Here is a 25,818-nt window from a genome sequence, read left to right on the forward strand (position 1 = left end):
GTCAGTTGATCATCGTGTTAGGCAAGAGAAGCGAGATCTGCGGGAAGACCACCAGCAGGATCAGCGTGATGATCATCGCAAACCAGAACGGCATGACCCCGCGGAAGATCGTGCCCAGCGGCACATGGGGTGCCACCGATTTCACGATGAACACGTTGACCCCGACCGGGGGCGAGATCAGGCCCATCTCCAGCGTCAGCACGACCAGCACACCAAACCAGATCGGGTCAAAGCCCAGTTGCTGGATGATCGGGAAGAAGATCGGCATGGTCAGCACGAGCATGGCGAAACCTTCCAGGAAGCACCCCAGAATGAGGTAGCAGCACAGGATCAGCGCCAGAATCACCATCGGCGGCAGGCTCAGTTCGGTAAGGAACTGGCCCAGTTCCTGCGGGATATGGCTGAGCGCAAGGAACGGGTTGATCATATGCGCGGCGATCAGGATCAGCATGACCGTGGCCGTCGTGGTGACCGAGCTTTTCGCCGCCGTCCAGAAGGCGTTGAGCGTCAGCGTCCGGGCCAGAAGGCCGATGATGATGATCAGACCCGCACCGACAGCCGAGGCTTCGACGGGCGAGAAGATGCCGGTGTAGATACCGCCAATGGTCAGCACGATCACGCTGAGGATCGGCAGCGCGCCCATCATCGCACGCAGTTTCTCGTTCACCGAGGTACGCGGACCCGCCGGACCCATGGCCGGGTTGATCCAGCACAGGATGGTGGCGGTCAGCACAAACATCAGCAGCAGCAGCAGGCCCGGGAACACCCCGGCCAGAAACAGCCGTCCGATAGATTCCTGCGTCAGGATCGCGTAGATCACGAAGCCGGTCGACGGCGGGATCAGGATGCCCAGCGTACCGCCGGCAGCCACAGCGCCAGTGCTCAGGCGCGGGTCGTAACCAAACCGCTCCATCTCACCGAGCGAGACCTTGCCCATGGTCAGCGCCGAGGCCACCGACGAGCCCGACAGCGCGGCAAACCCGCCGCAGCCGATGATCGTGGCCGAGGCCAGACCGCCGCGCACCGAGCCGATCATCGCATAGGCCGCGTCATAGAGTTTGCGGCTCATCCCCGTCTCGGTCGCGACGTTGCCCATCAGGATGAACAGCGGCACCACGACCAGTTCAGGCGACGAGGCCAGCGTGAAGCTTTCCGATGCCATCGACACCATAGCGGCGTTGAGGCTGTTAAGGATGGCAATCCCGACAAATCCGACCGCGAACATCGCAAAGGCGACGGGCACGCGCAGGGCGAGCAGGGCGAAAAGAATGACCACCCCGGTGACGCCGATACCGAAATCGCTCATGAATTATAACCTTCCGGTCGCGTTACCGAACCGCCAAGGCTCAGGTAGACGGCGCGCAGCGTCATGCCCGCAGCGGTGATCACCGAGCATACAACCACGTAATACTGGAACCAGTCCTTGGGCAGATTGATGATATTGGTCGACAGGTTCAGCATCTGCGAGATCGAAGCCGACTTCCACATGTTCCAGGCGATCAGGCCAAAGACCAGAGCGCCCAGCACGGCCGCCACGATATCGGTCAGCTTGTTCAGCCAGTTGGGGAAGGACCGCTCGAACAGATCTACGGCAATATGGCCGCCCTGACGGTCGCACAACGCCATGCCGCCGAACACCAGCACCACCATGGCCATTTGCGTCACGTCTTGCGCGCCGCGCAGCGGCGAGCCGAAATAGCGCCCGATCACGTCGATCAGGATCACGACAACCTCGGCCAAAAGGCCGAGGGTGCCGAGGACTGCGGCCAGGGCGATAACCCTGCCCGCAAACGTATCGAGGGTACGAAGCACGTTACATGCCCTGCATGGTGTGCAGGACTTCCTCGCCGCCGTCGATCGAGGCGACGACCGCATCACGCACCGGGAAGGTCAGGTCGCTGAAGGCAGCGGCTTCTTCCGGGGTCAGCGTGTAGACGGTGTTGTCACCGGCATCGGTGATCTGGCCGATCACCTGATCAGCGCGGGCATACCAGCCAGCTTCAGCCGAGGCCGACAGCTCGCGACCGGCAATCGAGTCCAGCGCCGTACGCTCTTCGTCCGACAGGCTGTCATAGGCGCCCTGGTTCATCACCACGTAGAACGAGATGTGACCCAGCGGTGCGCCCAGCGTGTAGCTGTTGGCAACTTCATCCAGACGGAAATCGCCAATGGCCGACGCCCCGGTGATCACGCCGTCGATCAGGCCGGTTTGCAGCGAGTTGTAGATCTCGCCCGCCGGCATCTGCACCGGCGTTGCGCCCAGCGATTCAACAGCAGCGGCAGCAGCCGACCCCGACACACGGATCTTCAGACCGGCCAGATCAGCCGGGGTGCGGATGTCGTGGTCGCGCATGATGAACACGTTGGGCTCGGACAGCCACAGCGCCAGCGGCACGGTGCCCGGGAACTCGTTGGCCAGCTCGCCCGCGTCATAGGCGTTCCACAGCATGTCGTAGCCGTGCATGCCTTCGGGCAGCGCGCCCGGCAGCTCGGAGATCATGGTGCGGGGGAATTGGGTCGAGGTGTAGCCTTGCAGCCCCCAGACGATATCCGCAGCACCGGTCACGGCACGCACATATTGCTCCAGCGGACCGGCGCCCAGCTCACCACCGGGGTACACCTGGATTTCCAGGCCCGAGGCGGCAGTGGCATCAATCAGCGGCTGGATGGTCGAGGCGGTCAGCGTGTGCTGCGGCGGCACCCAGTGGGCGAAGCGCAGCGTCGTGGCACCTGCGGGCGCTGCCAGAACAGCAGCGGTGGCAGCCACCGCGCCAGCGGCGCGAAGGGTTGTGAAATTGAGCATGGTAGTCCTCCCAAGGTTCGGGGCGCGATGCCCCGGATCGTTTACATTCGACCGGACCTACTATGACCAAGAACACCGCGCGTTAAAATGGATTTCGCTGATCCCATCATAAGGAGCGGCTATAATCATCCAACAGGCCCGGGCCCGAAGGTCCAGGCGGCGCACGGTTTGCACCGGCGCCGCCCAGAGATCGTATCACCCGTTGGTGCGGGTCCGCCAGCTGTCGGCGTACGAGGTGCGCGCTTCAGCCGCATACGGCGTCGGCGAGACACGAACGCGGATCTCGGCTTGCTTGTGGGCTTCGGTCGAGGTCTTGCCGGTGGTCTCGGGCTCACCCCATTTCAGGGTCAGCACGTCGCCGATTTCGACATCGGTGCTCACCACGCCGAGGCTCAGCAGGCACCGCTCGTTGAACGAGTAGCCGTTGAACATCGACATACCGACCATCTTGCCATCGCGCTCGACGCGGTCGGCCGAGGACGACGCGTAGTTCGGCTGCGGGAAGTCGATCCACTTGTAGGGCGTGCCCTGCTCGAAGGACGAGGCGATGACTTTCAGCACATCGTCACGGTTCCACTCGAACGTGACTTTCTTGCGCTTCGGACCTTCGGCCTTGATTTTCTCCAGAGCGGCCTTGCCGATGAAGTCGTCTTTTTTCCAGCCGATGTAGAAGTCATAGCCAACTTCGAACGGGTTGACGTAGTAGTCTTCGATGTTGTCCGACACGAACGAACCACCGATGGCACCCGCCGACTCGTACATGTCAGCGCCCAGCCATTCACGGTAGGCTTTGGTCATGCCATCACCGGTGTAGATGCCCGGCAGCGGCGACGGAATCCAGCCGGATTCCAGCGTGTTGGTCGAATAGGCACGGCTACCGCACTGAACCAGGTTCACACCGGCGTCGCGTGCAGCCTGCATGACGGTCGAGTGGATGTAATCCTTGTCCTTGTACGGACCCCAGATTTCCAGACCCGGCGCGCCGGACATGCCGTGACGCAGCGCCTGCACCTTTTTGGAACCGATGTTGATCCACTCGACGTGGAAGAACTTGATGTCCGGGATCGGGCCGCCGTTCATCTTCTCAAAGATCGCACCGGCGTCAGGGCCCTGGATCTGGAAGCGGTAATGCTCACGCAGAACGCGCTCACCTTCGGGGCGGCTGTTCGAGCGCGGGTCATAACGGATGCGCACGTTCCAGTTGCCGTACGAAGCGCAGAACATCAGCCAGTTCGAGGTCGGCGCGCGGCCCACCAGAATGTACTTGTCTTCGCGCTCGCGGAAAATGATGTGGTCGCCGATCACGTGACCAGCGGGGGTGACCGGAACGTAGTGCTTGGCACGGTTCAGGCCGAAGTTGTGGAATGCGTTGATCCCGTGGTGAGCCAGGAACTCGGTGGCCTGCGGGCCCTCGACGATCAGCTCGTCCATGTGGTGCGACTGGTCGAACAGCACGGCCGACTTGCGCCAGGCTTCCTGTTCTACACGCCAGTTGCTGAATTCCGGTGCGACGACCGGATAGACATACATGCCAATTTTCGAATTGCGCAGCATGGTGACGGGGTCACCATTGTTTTGTGCGATCAGGGCTTCAAGGCTGGTTGCAACCATTTCGATTCTCCTCCCAAGGCAAGAATGTATACAACATGCTTAGAAGGAGGGCTGGATGCAAGTAAATTCGCCCCTCACCGGCCAGTTTCGGCCGATTTTACACAAACCGTGTATGCATCGCCGGCTGTCAGCGAATGATCAGCGCCATGCCCGGCACGCATTCCGGCGCCTGCGGGTCCGAAACGAAGCTGGCCTCAAGATTGCCGCGCGCGATCCGGGCGTGTTCGCGCGCGATGAACTCGGCCCGCGCCCCTTCGCGCTGCTCGATCGCCTGCACCAGCGCGCGGTGCTGCGCCTGCGCCAACGCCAGCGAACGGTTCGAGCGTGCAGCATCCGCCTGCCCCAGCACAAAGGCCGAGGGTGACGCGAAAGGAAGCGACACAACGCGTTCCAGCTCGCGCAGGATGACGGGACTGGCGCATAATTCCGAAAGACGCTGGTGAAACAGCGCATTCAACTCGCTATAGGCGTCAAAATCGATCTGTTCGCGCCCCGTGGCACCGCCCGGCGCAAAGCAGCCGTCCAGCCTGTCGAGCAATGCCTTGATCGCCACCAGTTGCGCAGGCTCAACCCCCTGCTCCGCCGCCAGCCGCGCTGCGGTGCCCTCAAGAACACCGCGCAGCTCGATGGCATCGGTCACATCGCGCAGGCTGAACGAACGTACCTGAAACCCGCCCCCCGGCGCGCGCTCGAGCAACCCCTCTTCGGCCAGCCGCGACATCGCCTCCCGCACCGGTGTGCGCGAGATCTGCAACTCTTCGGACAGAGCAACCTCGTAAAGCCGCGTGCCACCCGGCAATCCGCCGTGTATGATGCGCTGGCGCAACTCGTAGGTCGCCCGCTTGGTCAGGTTGACGCTTTTCGATTCGGACATGAACCCTCCCATGTATACAGTAAATGTATACATTTCGCCGCGACACGCAAACCCCACGTTGCCGCGACGCCCGTCAACGCAACAGGGGGGCCTTCAGCCCCCCTCTTCGCTTGCAGCGAATTCACCCCCCGAGGATATTTGAAGAGCAAAGAGGCGCGTTAAGCTTTCGTTAACCGCGCCGCATTTTCTGTCTGAAAGTATCCTCCGGGAGGGTCCGGGAGGGTGGAAAACCCTCCCGGGTCTGGCCACCGGCGCGCCGCTTTGCGCGGTTTACTTCGCTTTCAGCCGCGCCGATCCGTCCAGCCGCACGCATTCGCCGTTGATGTAGCGATTGGTGGCCATGAAACAGACGGTGTCAGCGAACTCCGCCGGATCACCCAGCCGCTGCGGAAAGGGAATGTCCGCCGCCAGCGCCTTTTGCGCCTCTTCGGGCAAGGTATAGAGCAGCGGGGTCAGGAAAATCCCCGGCGCCACCACGTTGACGCGCACACCGACCCGCGCCAGTTCGCGTGCGACCGGCAGCGACATGGCAACGATGCCGCCCTTGGAGGCCGCATAGGCCGCCTGCCCGATCTGTCCGTCAAACGCCGCAACGGACGCGGTGTTGATCACCACACCGCGTTCGCCATCCTCAAGCGGCTCGGCCTGCGCCATGCGGGCGGCCGACAGACGCATCACGTTGAACGTACCGACGAGGTTCACGTTGATCGTGCGCTGGAACATCTCCAGCGCCAGCGGCCCGTCACGGCCGAGCACGCGCCCGGCAGTGCCGATGCCCGCACAGTTCACCACGATCCGGGGAATGCCATGCGTCGAGGTCGCCGCATCCAGCGCCGCGTTCACATCCTCTTCCGAGGTCACATCCCCGCCGACCGCAATCCCGCCAATCTCACCGGCCACGGCCTGCGCTTTGGCCAGATCGCGGTCCAGGATCGCGACCTTGGCGCCGCGCGCGGCCAGCATGCGGGCCGTTGCTTCGCCCAGCCCCGAGCCTGCGCCCGTGACCAGAACCGAACATCCGTCAATCTGCATCGCTCAGCCCTTCTTGCCCAGAATAACGCGCTTGCTGCCTGCATAGATGTCGGCAACCAGCTCGGCGCGGTTGGCGCGCACCGCGCGCTGGTTGACCGAGCCTTTGTCGGTCACTTCGCCGCGATCCATGTTCAGCGCCTCATCCATCACGATCACCCGCAGCACGCGCAGCGACGAGCCGGTGGCGGTGGCGTTATAGGCTGCCAGCTTCTCGGCCAGTGCCTCGGTCAGTACCGGATGGCGGCAGAGTTCGGCGTCGGACATGCCCTCGCCCCCCGGCACCAGTTTCTCGATGGCCGGGCGGAACGGGACCAGCAGCGCGCCGAGGTAATCCTCACCCTCGCCCACGATCACCGCGTCGCGCATCAACCCGCCCAGCGCATCGGTCAGCTTGGCGCGCAGCGCGCCGACGCCGACCCAGGTTCCGGTGGACAGCTTGAAGTTCTCAGCCACGCGCCCGTCGAAGAAGAAGCCCTTGGACGGGTCTTGCTCGTCCACGAATTTCAGCGCGTCGCCCAGACAGTAAAAGCCCTCGTCGTCAAAGGCTTCGGCCGTCAGCTTTTCGTTGCGCCAATAGCCCGGGGTCACGTTCGGCCCTTTGACGCGGGCCTCCCATTTGCCCTCAACCGGAACCAGCTTCAGGATGATCTCTTTTGCTGGCACACCGATGCAGCCGGCAGGGGCCTCAGGATCGGTGTTGAACAGCGCAAACGGTGCGGTTTCGGTCGAGCCAAGCCCGGTGGCCAGCAGCACGCGCTCGCCGGTGGACTTTTCTGCCAGCCGTTCCAGCGCATCCCAGGTGTGCTGGGCCATCGCCGCACCGGCGTAGTACTTCAGCTTGAGGTTCTTGAAGAACGCATCGGCCAGCGACGGGTCAGCATCCATCGCTTCGACCAGCATCTCGTAGCCGAAGGGGACGTTCCAGTACCAGTTCGGCTTGATCTCGCGGATATCGCGGATCGTGTTGGCCATCATCTCACGCGTCGGGCGGCCGCCGTCGATGTGGAACGTACCGCCGTTATAGATGGCAGTGTTGAAGCACAGGTTCCCGCCCGCAACGTGGTTCCATGGCGACCAGTCCAGGATGACCGGCGGCTCGGTGCGCAGATAGGTGTAGCAATCGGTCATCTGCTCCATGTTCACGCACATCATGCGCTGGGTCTGGATCACCGCCTTGGGCGACCCCGTGGTGCCCGAGGTGAACAGGAATTTCGCAATCGTATCGGGGCCGGTGGCCGCATTGGCCTTGTCCACCGCGTCCGTCGCCGGGGTGGCAAGCAGCGCGTCCCAGCTCATCGCAAGGCCTTCGCCCGAAACACCCAGCACCGGCAGATCGCCGAATACCGCCTCGATCGCCCGGCCAAAGGGGCCGGTATCCTGCACGAAGACCGCGCCCGGCGTGATCTGGTCGCGTACGGCGTCAAGCTTGCCGAACTCGCCGGCGACCAGTGAATAGGCGGGGGCAATCGCCGCCGACGGGATGCCCGCGTATTGCGCACCCAGCGCGATCAGCGCGTGCTGGGTCGAATTGCCCGAGAGAATGACAAGCGGCCGGTCGGTCGACAGGCCCATGTCCAGCAGGGCCTGCCCGATGGAGCGGATATGCGTCAGAAGCTGACCAAAGGTGACACGCTGCCAGACACCGTCAGCGTCGCGCTCGGCCATCCAGGGGGTGTCGGGGCGCTCTTTGGCCCAATGCTTGATGCGGTCGGACAGGCGTGCGGGATAATCGCCGAGCTTGCCGTTTTGCCAGACCAGGATCGAGCCGTCATCGCGGCGCTCCCAGTCGACGTCGGGATTCCATAGCTCAACCGAGCGAAGCGGTGATTCTGTCATGGTAGGGTCCTCCGTGGCAAAATGTATACTCGGATACATTTTCCGCGGATAGCGAATTATTGTTTACACGGATACTTTTTGCGGGGATACTTCCGCAGGAATCGACCGGGAGGGGCGGTTCGCTTTTCAGACAGCGACAGGGCCAAACTATGGATTACCTCACACTTGAGTATAACGGCGATGTCGCGGTTGTGGGATTGAATCGTCCGCAAAAGCGCAATGCAATTTCCGACGCCTTCATCGAAGAGCTGAACGACGTCATCACCGACGTTGAAGCCAACGCCAAAGCCGCCGTGATCCACGGTCACGGCCCGCATTTCTGCGCCGGGCTCGATCTGGCCGAGCACGTCAAGAAAACCCCGTTCGAGGGCGTCCACGGTTCGCGCCGCTGGCACGAAGTCTTCGGCCGCATCCAGCGCGGCAAGCTGCCGTGGTTCGCGGCGCTGCATGGCGCGGTTGTCGGCGGCGGGCTTGAACTGGCGTCGTCCGTGCACGTTCGTGTTGCCGACCAGACCGCGTTCTTTGCGCTGCCCGAAGGCCAGCGTGGCATCTTCGTCGGCGGCGGGGCCTCGGTGCGTTCGGCGCGCCTGATGGGCGTGTCGCGGATGACCGATCTGATGCTGACGGGCCGCTCGGTCGATCCGGTCACCGCCGAGCGTTGGGGCATTGTCAACTATGTCGTGGACGCAGGCGAAGCGCTGGCAAAGGCAATCGAGCTGGCCAGGCATGCCGCAACCAACGCGCCGATCTCGACCTATGCGATCATCAACGCCCTGCCGCGAATCAACGACATGGGCACCGATGACGGGCTGTTCGTCGAAAGCTTCATCGCGTCGTTCACCGCGACCTCGCCTGAGGCCGAAGAACGCCTGAACGCCTTCCTGTCCAAAAAGGTGGGCAAAGTCGCCCGCCCCGGCGAATAAGGACCGGGCGCGATGAACGCCCCCTTCCCTGCCACCGTCGACGAAGAAATCGTCGAGCTGGGTGATCTGCGCGGCTCTGTGGGTTTCATGCTGCGCATGTCACAGACCCGCGCTTACGATCAGTTCTTTCGCGAGTTTGCCGACAGCGATGTGCGCCCCGGCGAATTCACGGTGATCTGGGTTCTGGGTCTGAACCCGGGGCTCAAGCAGGGAACGCTGGCGCGCACGCTGAACATCAAGCCTGCGCATACCACCAAGCTGGTGCAACGGCTGGTGCGCGCAGGCTATATCAAGCGGACGGTCCCGGCTGAGGATCGCCGTTCGGTTCTGCTCTCGCTGACGGCAGCCGGGCAGACCCATCTGGATACTTACCGCGCGAGCTTTCTCGCCGTACACGCCGCCGAACGTATCGGCCTGACGCCACAAGAAGTCGAGCAACTGCTCGGCCTGCTTGGCAAACTTACCTTCAAAGAGGCCCCTGAATGCCCCTGAATCTCGACGATATCATCGCCATCGACATTCACACGCACGCCGAAGAGCCCTGCGATACCTGCCGTGACGACGGGTATAATGAATTTCAGACGGGCATGGCGAACTACTTCAAGAACCCGGCTGGCGCCGAGGGCATGCTGCCGACCATTCAGGACACCGCCGCCTATTACCGCGAGCGCAAGATTGCGGCCGTGATCTTTCCGGTCGATGCCGAGCGCGAGACGGGCTTTCGCCGCTATCACAACGAGGAAGTCGCCGAGATCGCGGCGGCCAACGACGACATTCTGATCCCCTTCGCCTCGATTGATCCGCACAAGGGCAAGATGGGTGTGCGCGAAGCCCGCCGTCTGGTGCGCGATTTCGGCATCAAGGGGTTCAAGTTCCACCCGACGTTCCAGGGCTTCTATCCCAACGACCGTATGGCCTATGACCTCTATGAGGCCATTCAGGACGAAGGCGCGATTGCGCTGTTCCACACCGGCCAGACCGGGGTCGGTTCGGGGATGCGCGGCGGCATGGGCATGCGGCTGAAATACTCGAACCCGATGTATCTGGACGATGTGGCGGTTGATTTCCCCGATCTGAAGATCATTCTCGCGCACCCGTCCTTCCCCTGGCAGGAAGAGGCGCTGTCGGTGGCGACCCACAAGCCCAATGTCTACATCGACCTCAGCGGCTGGTCGCCCAAGTATTTCCCCAAGATTCTGGTGCAATACGCCAATACCATGCTGCGCAAGAAAATGCTGTTCGGCTCGGACTGGCCGGCGATCACGCCGGACCGTTGGCTGGCCGACTTCGAGAAAGCGGAATTTCGGGACGAGGTACGCCCCCTCATCCTGAAAGAGAATGCCATGAGACTGCTGAATCTCTGAGCATTACAAAGGGCGTCTTTGGGAGGAGACCAAGATGAAACTGTCGAAACTCGCCGGACTCACAATTGCAGCTTCGGTACTTGCCTTCAGTGCAGCGGCGCAAGACCGCGTGCTGCGGATCGCACCGGCGGCCCCGCCGGCGCACCCGGCCAACGGTGTGCTCTACACCAACTTCGCGCAGTATCTGCCCGAAGAATCCGAGGGCCGTCTGGGCACCACGATGCTGGGCCCGGAAGTGGTCAATCTGGGCCAGATGAAGGACGCGCTGCAGAGCCAGGTTGCCGAAGTCGGTAACTTCCTGCCGCTCTACTTCCCGGCAGAACTGCCCTACATGGCGCTGGCCGGTGAGCTGTCGCTGACCTCGGGCAACAGTCAGGCTGCCGCGGCCGCGATGACCCAGTTCATCGTCGAATGCGAGCCGTGCCAGCAAGAGCTGCACGACTTCGGCTTTGTCTATCTGGGCTCGGGCGCGTCGGACGTCTACGAGATCCTGTCGACCCGTCCGGTGCACTCGATCGCAGATCTGGAAGGCATGCGTCTGCGCTCGGGCGGCTCGCCCTGGGCCCGTTTCGCCGAGCATTTCGGCGCTGTCCCGGCTCAGATCTCGGTGAACGACACGTTTGAGGCCATCAGCCAGGGTGTTGTCGACGGCTCGATGGCGTCGATCGCTGACCTGATCTCGTTCCGTCTGGTCGACGTGATCACCCATGTCACCTTCGTGCCGCTGGGTCTGTATCAGGCAACGTCGAACTTCATGACCTCGGGCCTGACCTGGGAAAGCCTGTCGGTCGAGGACCGTGCCGCGATGGCCCGGGCTGCCAACCGCGCCAACGCCGATTTCACCGACCGTTGGGGCCGTTCGATGCCCGAAGAGGCCGAAGCTGCAGCGCGTGAAGCCGGGATCGAGCTGTATCAAGCGGACGACGAGTTCGTTGCTGCGGTGCAGGACTTCGTCGCGACCGAAGCGGCCAGCGCCGCGCAGATCTCGACCGAACGCTACGGCATTGCCGACGCCGAAGAGCGCATCGCGCGCTTCCAGGAGCTGTACAGCAACTGGGCAGCTGTTGCCGAAGAGGTCAACAACGACCCGGTGGCCATGGCTGAGCGTGTGAACGAGGCCGTCTGGGCCAACGTCGACTACGCGACCTACGGCCAGTAATCCGCAAAAACCATGCCGCCGGGGAACTTCCCCGGCGGCATGCCTTTTACCCTGCGGCCGGTTTCCGGGGAGGAACCATGCAACGCCTAGAACGGATTGAAGACAGTCTGCTGGCCATGCTCGCCATCATCGGCGCCGTGGCCACTCTGTCCCTGATGGCCCATGTCGCCATCGACATCACAATGCGAAACCTGATGAACGCGCCGATCCCCGCGACATTCGAGATCGTCACCAATTATTACATGGTCGCGCTGGCCTTTATTCCGCTGGCCTGGGTCGAACGGTCGGGCGGCATGGTGCAGGTCGAGGTGCTTGAAGGCTTCATGAGCCCCGGCGTGCTGCGCTTTTCGGACCGCATGGTCGCGCTGATCTCGACCATCGTCTACCTCATCCTCGCCTGGGTCACGTTCAAGGTCGCGCTGACCAACACCGCCCGCGGCAGCTACCTGATGGCCAACAGCACCCGCGTGCTGACATGGCCCGCCTACTGGCTGCCCCCGCTGGGCTTCGGACTTGCCGGTCTGGTCACCCTGCTTCGCCTCTTCTCGCCGCTGAAGGATCCGCGCGTATGAGTATCACCATCGGCTTTACAGGCATCGCGGTGCTCTTTGTGCTGCTGGCCCTGCGCGTGCCCGTCGCCATCGCGCTGATCGGCGTCTCGTTTGGCGGTGTCGCCTGGATGCTGGGCCTGACCCCGGCGATCGGCATCATCTCGAACACCCCCTTCTCGTTCATCTCGAACTGGACCCTCTCAGCGGTGCCGATGTTCCTGCTGATGGGCTTCATCTCATACCACGCCGGGCTCACAGCGGGCCTGTTCGAGGCCGCCAAGGCCGTGCTGCGCCGGGTGCCCGGTGCGCTGGCGATCAGCTCGATCTTCGCCTGCTCGGGCTTCGCCGCCGTCTGCGGCTCGTCGCTGGCCACCGCTGCCGCCATGGGCCGCATCGCCATCCCCGAGATGGTGAAATCGGGCTATTCGCCCAGCTTCGCCTCGGGCGCGATTGCGGCGGGTGGCACCATCGGCGCGCTGATCCCGCCGTCGATTCTGATGATCGTCTATGGCGTCTTCGCCGAAACCTCGATCACCAAGGTCTTCGTCGGGGGCATCACCATCGGTCTGGTCACGGCGGTGTCCTATTCCATCATCGTCCTGCTGACCTGCTGGCTGCGCCCCGACATCGCACCGCCCCGGCCGCTGGATGCCGACGGGCTGGACACCCGCAAGGCCCTGCTCAACATCTGGCCGATCCTGTTGCTGATGTTCATCGTCTTCGGCGGGCTGTTTTCGGGCCTGTTCACCGCCACCGAGGCGGGTGCCGTGGGGGCGCTGGGGTCGCTGTTGATCGGTGTCGGCACCAAGCGGATGAACTGGCAGATCTTCAAGACCTCGATGATCGAGACGCTGCAAACCTCGTCCTCGCTGTTCATCATCGGCGTTGGTGCCGCGATGTTCACGCGCTTTCTGGGCCTCACCGGGCTGTCGAGCTATATCTCGAACTGGGTCAGCGGTGCCGAGCTGAGCTATGTTCAGCTGATGATCAGCGTCGTGGTGATCTACCTGATCCTTGGCATGTTCATGGAACCCTTCGGCGCGATGATGGTCACCCTGCCGGTATTGCTGCCCATCTTCCGGGCCGAGGGTATCGACCTGATCTGGTTCGGCGTGCTGCTCGTCAAGCTGCTTGAGATCGGCATGATAACGCCCCCTGTGGGGATGAACGTCTTTGTCATCCGAAATGTCGCCAGCCAATACGCGACCGTTTCGCAGATCTTCAAAGGCGTTGTGCCCTTCCTGGCGGCTGACATCGTGGTGGTGTTCATCGTCATCGCCTTCCCCTCTCTGATCCTGTTCCTGCCGAGGTTGATGTGACTTACAGACATGACGCGTCCGCAATGATGGCGGCGCTCACCGTGACACCGAACTGGGCCCGCGTTCGCGGGCCCATCGACGATGAAACGCTCGAGTCGATCCTGACCGAAGCCGCCAAGATGGCCGAAGGCGCTATCGCCCCGCTCGACATCCCCGCCGACCGCGAGGGCGCGGTGTTTGACGCAGGCTCTGTGCGTGTCCCCGCTGTCTATCACCCCGCCTTTGACGCGCTGGTCGAGGGCGGCTGGCTGGGTCTGGAACAGCCCGAGGACTTCGGTGGCATGGGTATGCCGCTGACCATGTTCGCCGCCGCCAACCCGCTGTTCGAGCGCGCCTGCCCTGCCTTCATGATGGCTGTGGGCGGCACCCGCTCGGCCGCGCTGCTGCTGGCCGAATGGGCCGAGCCGTCGCTGCGCGATGACTGGGTGCCCGCGCTGGTTGCCGGTGAGCGCTGCGCAACGATCTGCATTTCCGAACCGGGCGCAGGCTCGGACGTGGGCCGAATCCGTACCAAGGCCGTCAAGGACGCCGATGGCTGGTCGGTCAGCGGCCAGAAGATCTGGATCAGCTTTGGCGATCACGACATTCGCGAGCGTATCGGGCACTGCCTGCTGGCGCGCACCGGAGACGCGCCGGGCACGCGCGGCCTGAGCCTGTTTCTGGTCGAGCGCGGCCCCGGCGTCACCTGCGAGCGGCTCGAGGAAAAGATGGGCCTGCACGGCTCTCCCACCTGCGCGCTGCAATTCGACGGCGCGCGCGCGCGGTTGATCGGTGAGGAAGGGCGCGGTCTGCCGCAGCTGTTCACCATGATCCGCCACATGCGCCTGACCGTTGCCTGTCAGGGTCTGGGCACCGCGCTCAAATGCTATGACGTGGCCGCGACCCACGCCGCCGACCGCCGCCAAGGCGGCAACCCCAAGGAACCGCCAGTCGCGATTATCGAGCACCCCGATGTGCGCCGCCAGCTGATCGCGATGAAAAGCGCGATCGACATCTACCGTCTGGCCCTGCTCGAAGCCGCCACCGCCGCCGATCTGAGCGCCGAGGATGAAGACCTCGCCCGCTTCACCGCGTGGATGCTGCCTTTGGTCAAGAACTTCGGCGCCGAGCTGTCCTTCGACACCGCGGGCAAGGCGATCATGGTGCTGGGCGGCGCCGGGTTTACCAAGGATTACACGCTGGAACAGTCGCTGCGCGACAGCCGCGTGTTCGCGATCTATGAGGGCACGACCGGCATGCAGGGGCAGGATTTCTTCCTGCGTCAGACGCTGGGCGATGGCGGCAAGGCGCTGCAAAGCTTCCTGACCCGCGCCCGCGTTGAGTGCGCCGATCACCCGGCGCAGGCAGCGGTGATCGAGCAATTCGCGGCGTTCATGGACGACGCGATGGCCGAACCCGACCGCAGCCGTCAGGCGTGGATGGCCGACAGCGTGTTGCGTGCGGGCTGGGTGGCGGTGCAGGCGTGGCTGTCCACGCGGATCGCCGACACGCCCGAGGCCAAGCACTTCATGGCCAGCGCCTCAGCCCAGTTGGCGATGCACATCGCCACGGCACAAGCCCCCGTCGCCTAAAGGCTGGCGCCCACCCGGTGCAGGATCTCGACCAGTTGAGCCTGCGCCGCGGTGGGCAACCAGTCCTCGCGCGTGGTCAGCCCGATGGACCGCGCGGTTTCCGGCAAGGTCACATCGAGCGGCCTCAGCGCCCCCAGCGCGATCTCGGCCCCCGCCTGCATCCGGCTGAGGCAACCGATGTGATCGCTCAGGATCAGCAGCTCGCGCAGCAAGACCAGCGAGCTGCACTCGATCATCGCCAGCCGCCGCGGCCCGAATTCGGCCAGATACCGCTCGAACGATGCGCGCGAAGGCGTACCGGGGCGCGGAACGATCCACGGATACCGCGCGAGCTGGTCAAGGCTCGGCTCTCCGCCCTGAAGCAGCGGATGGCCCGGTCGCACCACCAACACCAGATCGTCGGTGAACAGCGGTGTCTGCACCACCTCGGGCACCGGCAAAGGCTCGCGCAACGCGCCGACGATCATATCGATCTCGCCGCGCCGCAGACCTGCCAGCATGTCCGTATACGGCCCGTCCAGAATGCGCAGCGGCATGGTCGGGCGCAAAAGACGGAACTCGGCAATCGCGCGCGGCAGCACAATCGAGCGTGACAGCGGCAACGCGCCAATGACGATCTGCCCGGCTTCATGCCCGGCCAGATCGGCCAATTCCGCGGCGGCCTGCTCCAGTTCCGAAAAACACAACCGCGCCGCATCGGCCAACATCTGCGCCGCACGGGTCGGCTGCATCCGTTTGCCGGTGCGCTGGAACAGTGGCCGCCCCGCTTCGGACTCAAGCTGCGTCACCGCGCGGTGGACGCTGGGCTGCGACAGGCCAAGACGCTGGGCGGCAAAGGTAAAATTCTCGGCGTCGCGCACGGCGATCAGCGCGCCGAGTTGCGAGCGCGTGGCGGTCAGCACCAGACGCGGGGCCACCACCGCCAGCGACGCATCGAGCCGCGCCAGCGCGCGCCGCACCCGCAGGCCAAAGGCGCGCCCGGCATCCGTGGGACCGGACGCATCGCGCGCGTGATGGATCAGCGCCATGCCCGCCTCGCGTTCCAGCCGCGCGATGGCCTGCGAGGCCGCAGGTTGCGAAATGTTGCACGCCCGCGCCGCGCCGGTGATCGTGCCGCAGTCAAGCACGGCCAGAAACACCCGCAAATGGCGCAGGCTGGGGGTCATGGTTTCAGCGCGGCCAGCAACGCATCGGCGCGCGGGCCAAGGTCGTCCCTGTCCATCGCCACCTTCAAACTGCCAATCTGATCTTGCCATTGCGCTGTCGCGGCGGCCATGCGGTCGGGCAGATCCAGCTCGCGCAGCGTCTTGGCAACTTCACGCATTTCCGAAGCACGCCGCTGTCCATGCACCGCCATGCGCTCGAAGTTATAGGCACTGCGCGCGGTCCAGTCGAAGCCCGGATCGGACGCCTGCAACGAGGCCAGCACCCGCTCCTCAACCCCCGCCTTGCGCGCGCCTAGCACGCATTCGGCGGTCAGCGCCTCGATCCCCTTGATCATCACCGAGCGCAGCATCTTGATCGTCGAGGCCTGCCCCACCGTGTCGCCCACCACCGTCGGGTTCATCCCCAGACTGCGCAGCTGCCCGGCGGCTTCCTCGGCCCAGGGCCCGGCCAGCAACAGCGGCACCCTGGCGCGCAGCGGATGAACCGGCGCCATGATTGCCACATCGACATACCGCCCCTGCCCCGCCTCGATCAGCGCGGCGGCCTGCGTCTTGGTGCCGGGCGAGCAGGAATTGCCGTCAAACCACAGCGTACCGGGGGCCAGATGCGGCACGCAGTCCTCAGCCGCTGCGGCAGCGCGGTCCGCCGTCACCAGACACCACACCGCCCCGGCACCGGCCAAAGCCAGCGCCCGGTCGCCCGGCATCACCTCGAGTGCGCGCATCGCGGCAGCCCGCTCACGGTTCACGTCATAGCCCGCGACCCGCTCAAGCCCGCCCCGCGACAGGCTTCCCGCAAAGGCCTGTCCCGCTTCACCAAACCCGACAAATGCCAGTTTTCCGTTCATTCTTTCCTCTGGGTCAGCCCCTGCTCTTCGGCAGGGACTATAGCACCGCCTTATACCTGCGCACAGCTTTCCGATTTGCGTTTACGCCGGGTTTTCCGCACTCTGCGCGCAGATTTGGAGGACCCATCATGACACCGAAGAAAACCGCGCTCATCGTCAGCGCCCATGCCGCCGATTTCGTCTGGCGCTGCGGCGGCGCGATCGCCCTGCACGCCGAGCTGGGCTATAACGTCACCGTCGCCTGCCTGTCGTATGGCGAGCGCGGCGAAAGCGCCAAGCTGTGGAAAGAAGGCAAATCGCTGCAAGAGGTCAAGGACATCCGCAAGGCCGAGGCCGAAGCCGCTGCCAAAGCGCTGGGTGTGCATGATCTGGTCGAGTTCGATCTGGGCGACTACCCGATGGATTTCACCCGCGAGACCCGCTTCAAGCTGGTCGATGTGATGCGCGCGGTGCAGCCGTCCTTCATCATGTCGCACTCGAAATGGGATCCGTATAACTCGGACCACATGCAGACCACGCAGATCGTGCTTGAATGCCGCGCCACTGCGCAGGCCTGGGGCCATAACCCCGGCGAGAAAGTCCTTGGCGCGCCGCAGGTCTACCTGTTCGAGCCGCACCAGACCGAGCAGATGGGCTGGAAGCCGGACGTGTTCCTCGACATCACGTCGGTCTGGGACAAGAAACGCGCAGCGATGGAGGCCATGAACGGTCAGGTCCACCTGTGGGACTTCTACACCCGTGTCGCCCAGCAGCGCGCCAACCACTTCAAGCGCAACTCGGGCGGCATGTCCGGCGGGCGCGATTGCAAATACGCTGAAGGGTTTGAGTCGATCTTCCCGCGCACGGTCGACGAGCTTTGAGCCTCCTGCGGCGCGGATGCAAGCCCGCGCCACAGGATCCCGGGGGTGCCGATCACCGGCGCCCCCGACTGAATATTCACGAAAGAGGCTGATCATGGCTGTAGTCGTTCAGAACATCGAGCGTGCCGACAAGGCAATCATCGAAGCCCTCGGCAAGGCCGGGGTCGCCACCGTTCACGAAGCACAGGGGCGTACCGGCCTGATGGGCTGCAAGATGCGCCCCATCCAGCAGGATCTGAGCATCGCCGGATCGGCGGTGACGATTTCGGCAGCGCCCGGCGATAACTGGATGATCCACGTCGCCATCGAGCAGCTGCAAGAGGGCGATGTGATGGTGCTGGCACCGACCTCGCCCTGCGACATGGGGTATTTCGGCGATCTGCTGGCGACCTCGGCGCTGGCACGGGGGTGCCGCGCGCTGATCATCGACGCGGGCGTCCGCGACACGCGCGATCTGCGGTCGATGGGGTTTGGCGTGTGGTCGACGGCGGTGTCGTCGCAGGGCACGGTCAAGGAAACGCTGGGCTCGGTGAACATCCCGATCGTCTGCGCGGGCGCGCTGGTCAATCCGGGCGATGTGGTGATTGCCGATGACGACGGCGTGGTCATCGTGCCGCGCGCCGACGCGGCAGCGGTGCAGGCCGCCGCCCAGAAGCGTCTGGATGCCGAGGAAGCCAAGCGGCTGAAACTGGCGGCGGGCGAGCTGGGGCTGGACATCTATTCGATGCGCGAGCGGCTGGCCGAGAAAGGCCTGAAGTATATCTGAGCGGGGAAAGCCGGGGGGCTGCTGCCCCCCGGACCCCCTGCCCAGAGGAGGGGGCACGCCCCCTCCTCTGGACTCCACCCGTGGATATTTGAGGACAGATGATGAGCGATCCAGCGATTGACGGTATCCCTTGCCTGTGGATGCGGGGCGGGACCTCGAAGGGGGCGTATTTTCTGGCCTCGGATCTGCCCAGGAATGACGCGGCGCGCGATGATCTGTTGTTGCGGGTGATGGGTTCACCCGATGCGCGCCAGATCGACGGGATCGGCGGGGCGGACCCGCTGACCTCGAAAGTTGCGATCCTGTCGCCCTCGACCCGCGACGATGCGGATGTGGATTATCTTTTCTTGCAGGTCTTCGTGGATCAGGCGCTGGTCTCGGGCGCGCAGGCCTGCGGGAATATCCTGTCGGGCGTCGGACCGGCGGCGATCGAACGCGGGCTGGTGGTGGTGGCGGGCGAGGAGACGCCGGTGCGCATCCATATGCTCAACACCGGTGAGGTAGCCAAGGCCGTGGTGCAGACCCCGGGCGGGCGGGTAACCTATGCCGGAACCGCGCAGATTGACGGGGTGCCGGGCGGCCATGCGCCGATCCCGCTGATGTTCCAGAACATTGCCGGGTCGATGTGCGGGGCGCTGTTGCCTTCGGGGAACGTGGTTGATGTCGTTGATGGGGTGGACTGCACCCTGATCGACAACGGCATGCCTTGTGTGATCATGGCGGCCTCGGATTTCGGCGTGACCGGGCAGGAAAGCCGCGAGGAGCTGGAGGCGAATACGGCGCTGAAAGAGCGGCTGGAAAAGATCCGCCTGCAGGTCGGCCCGATGATGAATCTGGGCGATGTCACCGAGAAATCCGTGCCCAAGATGACACTGGTCTCGCCAGCCACAAACGGCGGCGCGATCAATACCCGCAGCTTCATTCCCCATCGCTGCCATGCCTCGATCGGGGTTTTTGCCGCCGTCAGCGTGGCGACGGCCTGCACGCTTGAAGGCAGCCCGGCGGCCAGACTGGCTGCGATCCCGGGCGACGGGCGCTATCACATCGAGCATCCGACCGGCGCCGCCGAAGTGCTGATCGAAACGGATGCAGAGGGTACCGTGACGGGTGCGGGCACGCTGCGCACGGCGCGCAAGCTCCTCGACGGCCGGGTCTTCCCACGCGCCTGACCGCGTTAACCTTAACAACCCCTTCGCGGCATTTTCTGCCTGAAAATATCCACGCGAGAAGTCCGGAAGGGGGAGCGTGCTCCCCCTTCTGGCGACGGCGGCGAGCAGCCCCCCGATACGCCCTGATTTACCGGCATCCATAAACATATTTTATTTTTTAGATATGTTTTCCCGCCCCTCTGTGACAAACTCACTGAAGCGCAGCCGCAGACCCGTTACCTCAAATCCAACGTTTCCCTGCTGCGGCGGGCTCGGCATCGTCGCCGTGAACGCCGCCTTTGGGCGCACCGTCAGCGCGAGGATTGTCGGCAAATTCCAGCTGGCGAACTAAGCTCAACGATTTGCCACGGTGGCGACGGATGGCGCCCGGTGCCTTTGACCCTGAAAGACAAGACCATGACCCTTGCCAAATACATCCCGGTTCTTGAATGGGGCCGCAGCTATAACCGCGAGAATTTCTCCAATGATATGATTGCGGCGGTGATCGTGACGATCATGCTGATCCCGCAATCGCTGGCCTATGCGCTGCTGGCGGGTTTGCCGCCTGAAGCCGGTATCTATGCCTCGATCGCGCCAATCGTGCTTTATGCGATCTTCGGCACCTCGCGCGCGCTGGCCGTCGGACCGGTCGCCGTGGTGTCGCTGATGACCGCCGCCGCGGTTGGGCAGGTGGCGCAGAGCGGGACCATGGGTTACGCCCTCGCAGCCCTGACGCTTGCGTTTTTGTCGGGTGTGTTCTTGCTGGCGATGGGTGTGTTCAAGCTGGGGTTTCTGGCGAATTTCCTGTCGCATCCGGTGATTGCCGGTTTCATCACGGCCTCGGGCATCCTGATCGCCGCCAGCCAGCTCAAGCATATTCTAGGCGTTGCCGCTGGCGGCGACACGTTGATCGAGGTGATCGAGACGCTGGTTGCACATCTGGGCGACACCAATCCGGCCACGTTGGCGATTGGCGTGTCGGCGACGGGGTTCCTGTTCTGGGTGCGTAAAGGGCTCAAACCCCGGCTGCGCGCTGCCGGGCTGGGGCCTAAGATGGCTGACGTTCTGACCAAGGCCGGGCCGGTCGCAGCCGTCGTGCTGACGACGGTGCTGACCTGGGGGCTGGGGCTGGCGGATCACGGGGTGGCGGTCGTGGGCGCGGTCCCGCAAAGCCTGCCGCCCCTGACGATGCCGTCGTTTTCGCCCGAACTGCTCAAGCAATTGCTGATCCCTGCCCTGCTGATCTCGATCATCGGCTTTGTCGAATCGATCTCGGTCGCGCAGACGCTGGCGGCCAAGAAACGCCAACGCATCAACCCGGATCAGGAACTGATCGGTCTGGGCGCGGCCAATATCGGCGCGGCGTTTACCGGCGGCTACCCGGTCACCGGCGGCTTCGCCCGCTCTGTCGTCAACTTCGACGCCGGGGCCGAGACGCCCGCCGCAGGGGCCTATACCGCCGTGGGCCTGGCCATCGCGGCGGTGGCGCTGACACCGCTGGTGTTCTTCCTGCCCAAAGCGACGCTGGCAGCAACGATCATCGTCGCGGTGCTGTCGCTGGTGGATTTCTCGATCCTGAAGAAAACATGGGGCTACTCGCGCGCCGACTTCTTTGCCGTGGCCGCGACGATCCTGCTGACGTTGGGCTTCGGGGTTGAGACCGGTGTATCTGCCGGGGTGATTCTGTCGATCGGCCTGCATCTTTACAAGACCTCGCGGCCGCATGTTGCCGAGGTGGGTCTGGTTCCGGGCACCCAACATTTCCGCAACATCAACCGCCACACGGTTGAAACCCTTCCCAGCATCCTCAGCCTGCGCGTGGACGAGAGCCTGTATTTCGTCAACGCGCGCTTCCTTGAAGATCTGATCCAGGACCGCGTCACCCAGGGCTGCGCGATCAAACATGTGATCCTGATGTGCTCGGCCGTGAACGAGATCGACTACTCGGCGCTGGAAAGCCTGGAATCGATCAACCGGCGGCTCAAGGATCTGGGCGTCGGACTGCACCTGAGTGAGGTCAAAGGCCCGGTTATGGACCGCCTGCGCAAGTCACATCTGCTGGCGGAGCTGAACGGGCGGGTGTTCCAGTCGCAGTACGACGGCTGGCGCAGTCTTACGGGCGCACCCCGACCGCTGCCCGACGCGGTTGCGTAAAAGCGGGGGGCTGCTCGCCCCCCGCACCCCCTCCTCTGGACTCCTCCCGTGGATATTTTAAGACAGAAAATGAAACAGGGTTAACGAAGCCTTATCATCTGTCTCCAAATATCCTGGGGGGTGAATTCGGCGGCAGCCGAAGAGGGGGGCAAGGCCCCCCTTCCCGCGCCGCGCTTGCGCGGCGCCCGGCCCAACGGGAGGGGCAGCATCTGTGATGCTGCGCCCGACGGGCGGGAGCCCCCGATCACCCCCGCGCAACCCGCTTGCCCCTGTGCGCTTTCGCCCCTACACAGGGCCAGTCCTGACAGTCGGAGCCCCTGAGATGGCCAAGAAAAATAGCGCCCAATCCATCCTTGCCTGGGGGATGATGATCCTGCTGATTGCGGGGTTGGGTGGCTTTGGCATTGACAGTTTCCTTGGCAGCCGCGTCACCTCGATCGGCAGCGTCGGTGACCGCCAGATCAGCACGCAGGCCTATGCCCGCGCCCTGCAAAGCGAGATGCGCGCGGTCGAACAGCAAATCGGCCAGCCGGTCACCATCGCCTTCGCCCAGCAAGTCGGCATTGACCAACAGGTCCGGGCGCAACTGATCACACAGGCGGCACTGGAGAACGAAGCGGCGCGCATCGGCATCTCGGTTGGCGACGAAAACGTCCAGCGCACCGTTGTCGGGATCCGCGCCTTTCAGGGCCCGACCGGCAATTTTGACATGGATGCCTACCGTTTTGCCCTGCAAAACGTTGGCCAGTCCCCGGCCGAATTCGAAGAGGAAGTCCGTCGCGACGCCGCGCGCGGCATCTTGCAGGCGGCCACAGCCGCCGGGGTCGAAACCCCCGACAACCTGCGCAGCGCGCTCCTTGGCTTTTACGCCATGCGCCACAATTTCACGCTGTTCACGCTGACCGAGTCCAATCTGCCCGCGCCTGTCGCGGACCCTGACGAGCCCGCGATCATCGCCTATTACGCGGCCAATATCGCCGATTTCACCGCCCCCGAAACCCGCTCGATTACCTACGCCTGGCTCACGCCGGAAATGGTGCTCGACACGGTCGAGGTCGATGAGGACTCGATCCGCGCCCTTTACGAGCAGCGCATCGACGAATTTGTGCAGCCTGAACGCCGCCTCGTCGAGCGTCTGGTCTTTGGCTCGGATGACGAAGCACAGGCCGCCAAGGCGCGCCTTGATTCCGGCGAGATGACCTTCGACGCGCTGGTCGAAGAGCGCGGCCTGTCGCTGGAAGACGCCGATATGGGCGATGTGAGCGAGGCGCAACTGGGCGCTGCCGGCGCTGCGGTCTTCGGCCTGGTCGATGCGGGCACCGTTGTCGGCCCCCTGCCCTCGAACCTCGGGCCAGCCCTGTTTCGCATGAACGCGATCCTGAACGCCCAGGAAACCCCCTATGAGGACGCGCGCGACGAGCTGCGTGCCGAACTGGCAGGCGATGGCGCGCGCCGGGCGATCCAGGACCAGCAGGAAGGCTTTGACGATCTTCTGGCGGGCGGCGCAACGCTGGAACAGCTGGCCGAGGAAACCCCGATGCAGCTGGGCACCATCGACTGGAACCGCGACTCGAACGAAGGCATCGCAGCCTATTCGGAATTCGGCACGGCTGCCGCTGCCGTCAGCGCCGATGACTTCCCCGAACTGGCCGGCCTGTCGGATGGCGGTCTGTTTGCGATCCGGCTCGATTCGGTCACCCCGCCGACCCCGCGTCCGATTGAAGACGTGCGCGAAGCCGTCGCTGCCGGTGCCCGTGTCGCCGCTGTCGATGCGGCCCTGCAAAGCATGGGCCAGACGCTCAGCGCCGATCTGGTTGCCGAAGGCCCGGAAACCTTTGGCGAGACGCGCGACCTGTCACCCGAAGTGTTCGAGAACATCACCCGTCTGGACCGGCTGACGCAGGTTCCCGCCACCATGCTGGAAACCATCATGACCAGCGATACCAACACGCCCGTGATGTCGGTGGCCGAGGGGCGGCTGCTGTTGGTCTACGTCGGTGAGACCGAAGCGCCCGACAGCGCCGATGAGCAGACCGAGCAGCTGACCGGCGCGATCAACGAGCAGATCGGTCAGGCGCTGGCACAGGATGTGTTCACCTACTTCGCCCGCGCGCTGCAGGCCGAGGCCGGGATCACCCTGAACCAGCCTGCCATCGACGCGGTACACGCCACCTTCCCCTGATCTGACCGTCCCAGACCGTCCCGCTGCAAAGGTTTCCAGCCGTGACCCATTCCGCCCTGCTGACCCCCGGTTTCGCCGATTTCGAAGCCGGATGGGCGCGCGGTGAAAACCAGGTGGTTTATGCCCGCCTGGCCGCCGACCTCGACACGCCGGTCTCGCTGATGCTCAAGATCGTCGGCAACCGCAAAGACAGCTTCATGCTGGAATCGGTCACCGGCGGCGAGGTGCGCGGGCGCTATTCGATCATCGGCACCAAGCCCGATCTGATCTGGCAGTGCCGGGGCGGCGCCAGCCGCCTGAACCGCGATGCCCGGTTTGACGACGAGGCGTTTGTCGACCTGCCCGGACACCCGCTCGATGCCCTGCGCGGGCTGCTGGCCGAGAGCCGCATCGCGATGCCCGAGGATCTGCCACCGGTTGCCTCGGGCCTCTTTGGCTATCTGGGCTATGACATGATCCGTCTGGTCGAGGATCTGCCGCAAAACAACCCCGACCCGCTGAACCTGCCCGACGCGGTGCTGATGCGCCCCTCGATCGTGGCGGTGCTGGACGGGGTCAAGGGCGAGGTGACGGTGGTCTCGCCCGCCTGGGTCGGCAACGGGCTCTCGGCCCGCGCCGCCTATGCACAGGCGGCCGAGCGGGTGATGGACGCGTTGCGCGACCTCGAGCGCGAGGCGATGGGCACCGGGCGCGCGCTGGGAGATATGGCGCAGGTCGGCGAGGCGGTCTCGAACTTCACCAAGGACGGCTACAAGGCGGCGGTCGACAAGGCCAAGGATTACATCCGCGCCGGAGACATCTTTCAGGTCGTGCCCTCGCAGCGTTGGGCGCAGGACTTCCCGCTGCCGCCCTTCGCGCTCTACCGCTCGCTGCGCAGGATGAACCCGTCACCCTTCATGGTCTATTTCGACCTCGGCAGCTTCCACATTGTCGGCGCCTCGCCCGAGATCCTCGTGCGGCTGCGCGACGGCGAGGTCACCATTCGCCCCATCGCCGGCACCCGCCCGCGTGGTACCACGCCCGAGCAGGACAAGGCGCTGGAACTGGATCTGCTGGCGGACCAAAAAGAGCTGGCCGAGCACCTGATGCTGCTTGACCTGGGCCGCAACGATGTGGGCCGCGTGGCCAAGATCGGCACCGTGCACCCGACCGAGAAATTCATCATCGAGCGTTACAGTCATGTGATGCACATCGTCTCGAACGTCGTCGGCGAGATCCGCGACGATCAGGACGCGCTGTCAGCCCTGCTGGCAGGCCTGCCTGCAGGCACGGTGTCGGGCGCCCCCAAGATCCGCGCCATGCAGATCATCGACGAGCTGGAACCGGAAAAACGCGGCGTCTATGGCGGCGGCATCGGCTATTTCGCGGCGAATGGCGAAATGGACTTCTGCATCGCGCTGCGCACGGCGGTGGTCAAGGACGGGGTGATGTACACCCAGGCTGGCGGCGGCGTGGTCTATGACAGCGACCCTGAGTCCGAATGGCAGGAATCGGTGAACAAGGCCAAGGCGCTGCGGGCGGCAGCCGAAGGCGCGGGGCTGTTTTTGCGCGGCAATGGCTGAGCGGTTTCGCCCTCGTGCCTCGGGCGACCGAAAAGGGGGCGTTGCCCCCCTCTTGGCCTGACGGCCAATTCACCCCCCAGGATATTTAA

22 protein-coding genes are annotated in these 25,818 nt (G+C 64.2%); 13 read left to right on the top strand and 9 right to left on the bottom strand.

Annotated features, from left to right (window positions below):
* Window position 1: 1 nt before the first annotated feature.
* The 7 genes from EAE28_RS01980 to EAE28_RS02010 form a co-directional block, all read right to left on the bottom strand.
* A complete protein-coding gene (locus EAE28_RS01980) occupies window positions 2–1,306 on the bottom strand; it encodes a TRAP transporter large permease (RefSeq protein ID WP_127104143.1) in 1,305 nt (434 codons plus the stop codon).
* Complete coding sequence (locus EAE28_RS01985; RefSeq protein WP_246022213.1) at window positions 1,303–1,812, bottom strand: TRAP transporter small permease; 510 nt, start codon at window positions 1,810–1,812, stop codon at window positions 1,303–1,305. The genes EAE28_RS01980 and EAE28_RS01985 overlap by 4 nt, the downstream gene beginning before the upstream one ends.
* Before the next feature lies 1 nt (window position 1,813).
* A complete protein-coding gene (locus EAE28_RS01990) occupies window positions 1,814–2,803 on the bottom strand; it encodes a TRAP transporter substrate-binding protein (RefSeq protein ID WP_127104145.1) in 990 nt (329 codons plus the stop codon).
* Between the two features lie 195 nt (window positions 2,804–2,998).
* Window positions 2,999–4,414 carry a vanillate/3-O-methylgallate O-demethylase gene (gene ligM, locus EAE28_RS01995; RefSeq protein ID WP_127104146.1) on the bottom strand — a complete coding sequence of 472 codons (1,416 nt, stop codon included), beginning with the start codon at window positions 4,412–4,414 and terminating at the stop codon, window positions 2,999–3,001.
* A gap of 127 nt (window positions 4,415–4,541) precedes the next feature.
* Entirely contained in the window at window positions 4,542–5,288 is a 747-nt protein-coding gene (locus EAE28_RS02000) for a GntR family transcriptional regulator (RefSeq protein ID WP_127104147.1), read from the bottom strand.
* A gap of 270 nt (window positions 5,289–5,558) precedes the next feature.
* A complete protein-coding gene (locus EAE28_RS02005) occupies window positions 5,559–6,320 on the bottom strand; it encodes an SDR family NAD(P)-dependent oxidoreductase (RefSeq protein WP_127104148.1) in 762 nt (253 codons plus the stop codon).
* 3 nt (window positions 6,321–6,323) lie between these two features.
* Complete coding sequence (locus EAE28_RS02010; RefSeq protein ID WP_127104149.1) at window positions 6,324–8,156, bottom strand: feruloyl-CoA synthase; 1,833 nt, start codon at window positions 8,154–8,156, stop codon at window positions 6,324–6,326.
* Window positions 8,157–8,305: 149 nt separating this feature from the next.
* Here EAE28_RS02010 and EAE28_RS02015 point away from each other — a divergent pair, with 149 nt between their 5' ends.
* From EAE28_RS02015 to EAE28_RS02045, 7 genes are all read left to right on the top strand, one after another.
* Window positions 8,306–9,079 (top strand): crotonase/enoyl-CoA hydratase family protein, encoded by a 774-nt coding sequence (locus EAE28_RS02015; RefSeq protein WP_127104150.1) that lies wholly within the window; start codon window positions 8,306–8,308, stop codon window positions 9,077–9,079.
* Window positions 9,080–9,091: 12 nt separating this feature from the next.
* Entirely contained in the window at window positions 9,092–9,571 is a 480-nt protein-coding gene (locus EAE28_RS02020) for a MarR family winged helix-turn-helix transcriptional regulator (protein WP_127104151.1), read from the top strand.
* Entirely contained in the window at window positions 9,562–10,443 is an 882-nt protein-coding gene (locus tag EAE28_RS02025; RefSeq protein WP_281279556.1) for an amidohydrolase family protein, read from the top strand. The genes EAE28_RS02020 and EAE28_RS02025 overlap by 10 nt, the downstream gene beginning before the upstream one ends.
* Before the next feature lie 34 nt (window positions 10,444–10,477).
* Entirely contained in the window at window positions 10,478–11,602 is a 1,125-nt protein-coding gene (dctP, locus tag EAE28_RS02030) for a TRAP transporter substrate-binding protein DctP (protein ID WP_127104152.1), read from the top strand.
* Between the two features lie 77 nt (window positions 11,603–11,679).
* Window positions 11,680–12,174, top strand: coding sequence for a TRAP transporter small permease (locus tag EAE28_RS02035; protein ID WP_127104153.1), 495 nt, complete (start codon window positions 11,680–11,682; stop codon window positions 12,172–12,174).
* Window positions 12,171–13,472, top strand: coding sequence for a TRAP transporter large permease (locus EAE28_RS02040; RefSeq protein ID WP_127104154.1), 1,302 nt, complete (start codon window positions 12,171–12,173; stop codon window positions 13,470–13,472). Before EAE28_RS02035 ends, EAE28_RS02040 begins: the two co-directional genes overlap by 4 nt.
* Window positions 13,469–15,043 (top strand): acyl-CoA dehydrogenase family protein, encoded by a 1,575-nt coding sequence (locus EAE28_RS02045; protein WP_220443872.1) that lies wholly within the window; start codon window positions 13,469–13,471, stop codon window positions 15,041–15,043. The genes EAE28_RS02040 and EAE28_RS02045 overlap by 4 nt, the downstream gene beginning before the upstream one ends.
* Here the strand turns inward: EAE28_RS02045 and EAE28_RS02050 are convergent.
* Both EAE28_RS02050 and EAE28_RS02055 read right to left on the bottom strand, forming a co-directional pair.
* Window positions 15,040–16,209: a LysR family transcriptional regulator gene (locus tag EAE28_RS02050; RefSeq protein WP_127104155.1), complete on the bottom strand. Its 1,170-nt coding sequence runs from the start codon at window positions 16,207–16,209 to the stop codon at window positions 15,040–15,042. The genes EAE28_RS02045 and EAE28_RS02050 overlap by 4 nt on opposite strands.
* Window positions 16,206–17,057 (bottom strand): NAD(P)-dependent oxidoreductase, encoded by an 852-nt coding sequence (locus EAE28_RS02055; protein WP_127104156.1) that lies wholly within the window; start codon window positions 17,055–17,057, stop codon window positions 16,206–16,208. Before EAE28_RS02055 ends, EAE28_RS02050 begins: the two co-directional genes overlap by 4 nt.
* Before the next feature lie 128 nt (window positions 17,058–17,185).
* Between EAE28_RS02055 and EAE28_RS02060 the strand changes: the two genes are divergently transcribed.
* From EAE28_RS02060 to trpE, 6 genes are all read left to right on the top strand, one after another.
* Window positions 17,186–17,917, top strand: coding sequence for a PIG-L deacetylase family protein (locus EAE28_RS02060; protein ID WP_127104157.1), 732 nt, complete (start codon window positions 17,186–17,188; stop codon window positions 17,915–17,917).
* A 94-nt stretch (window positions 17,918–18,011) separates the two neighbouring features.
* Window positions 18,012–18,683: a 4-carboxy-4-hydroxy-2-oxoadipate aldolase/oxaloacetate decarboxylase gene (locus tag EAE28_RS02065; protein ID WP_220443873.1), complete on the top strand. Its 672-nt coding sequence runs from the start codon at window positions 18,012–18,014 to the stop codon at window positions 18,681–18,683.
* A 101-nt stretch (window positions 18,684–18,784) separates the two neighbouring features.
* Entirely contained in the window at window positions 18,785–19,852 is a 1,068-nt protein-coding gene (locus tag EAE28_RS02070) for a 4-oxalomesaconate tautomerase (protein WP_127104158.1), read from the top strand.
* A gap of 396 nt (window positions 19,853–20,248) precedes the next feature.
* Complete coding sequence (locus EAE28_RS02075; protein WP_127104159.1) at window positions 20,249–21,985, top strand: SulP family inorganic anion transporter; 1,737 nt, start codon at window positions 20,249–20,251, stop codon at window positions 21,983–21,985.
* Window positions 21,986–22,307: 322 nt separating this feature from the next.
* The gene (locus tag EAE28_RS02080; RefSeq protein WP_164736522.1) at window positions 22,308–24,167 is read left to right on the top strand and encodes a peptidylprolyl isomerase; all 1,860 of its coding nucleotides are present in this window, start codon (window positions 22,308–22,310) and stop codon (window positions 24,165–24,167) included.
* Window positions 24,168–24,208: 41 nt separating this feature from the next.
* Window positions 24,209–25,729 (top strand): anthranilate synthase component I, encoded by a 1,521-nt coding sequence (trpE, locus tag EAE28_RS02085; protein WP_246022215.1) that lies wholly within the window; start codon window positions 24,209–24,211, stop codon window positions 25,727–25,729.
* The last annotated feature ends 89 nt before the right edge of the window (window positions 25,730–25,818 follow it).

This window comes from Pararhodobacter zhoushanensis (assembly GCF_003990445.1).
In the GTDB taxonomy this organism is placed as follows: domain Bacteria; phylum Pseudomonadota; class Alphaproteobacteria; order Rhodobacterales; family Rhodobacteraceae; genus Pararhodobacter; species Pararhodobacter zhoushanensis.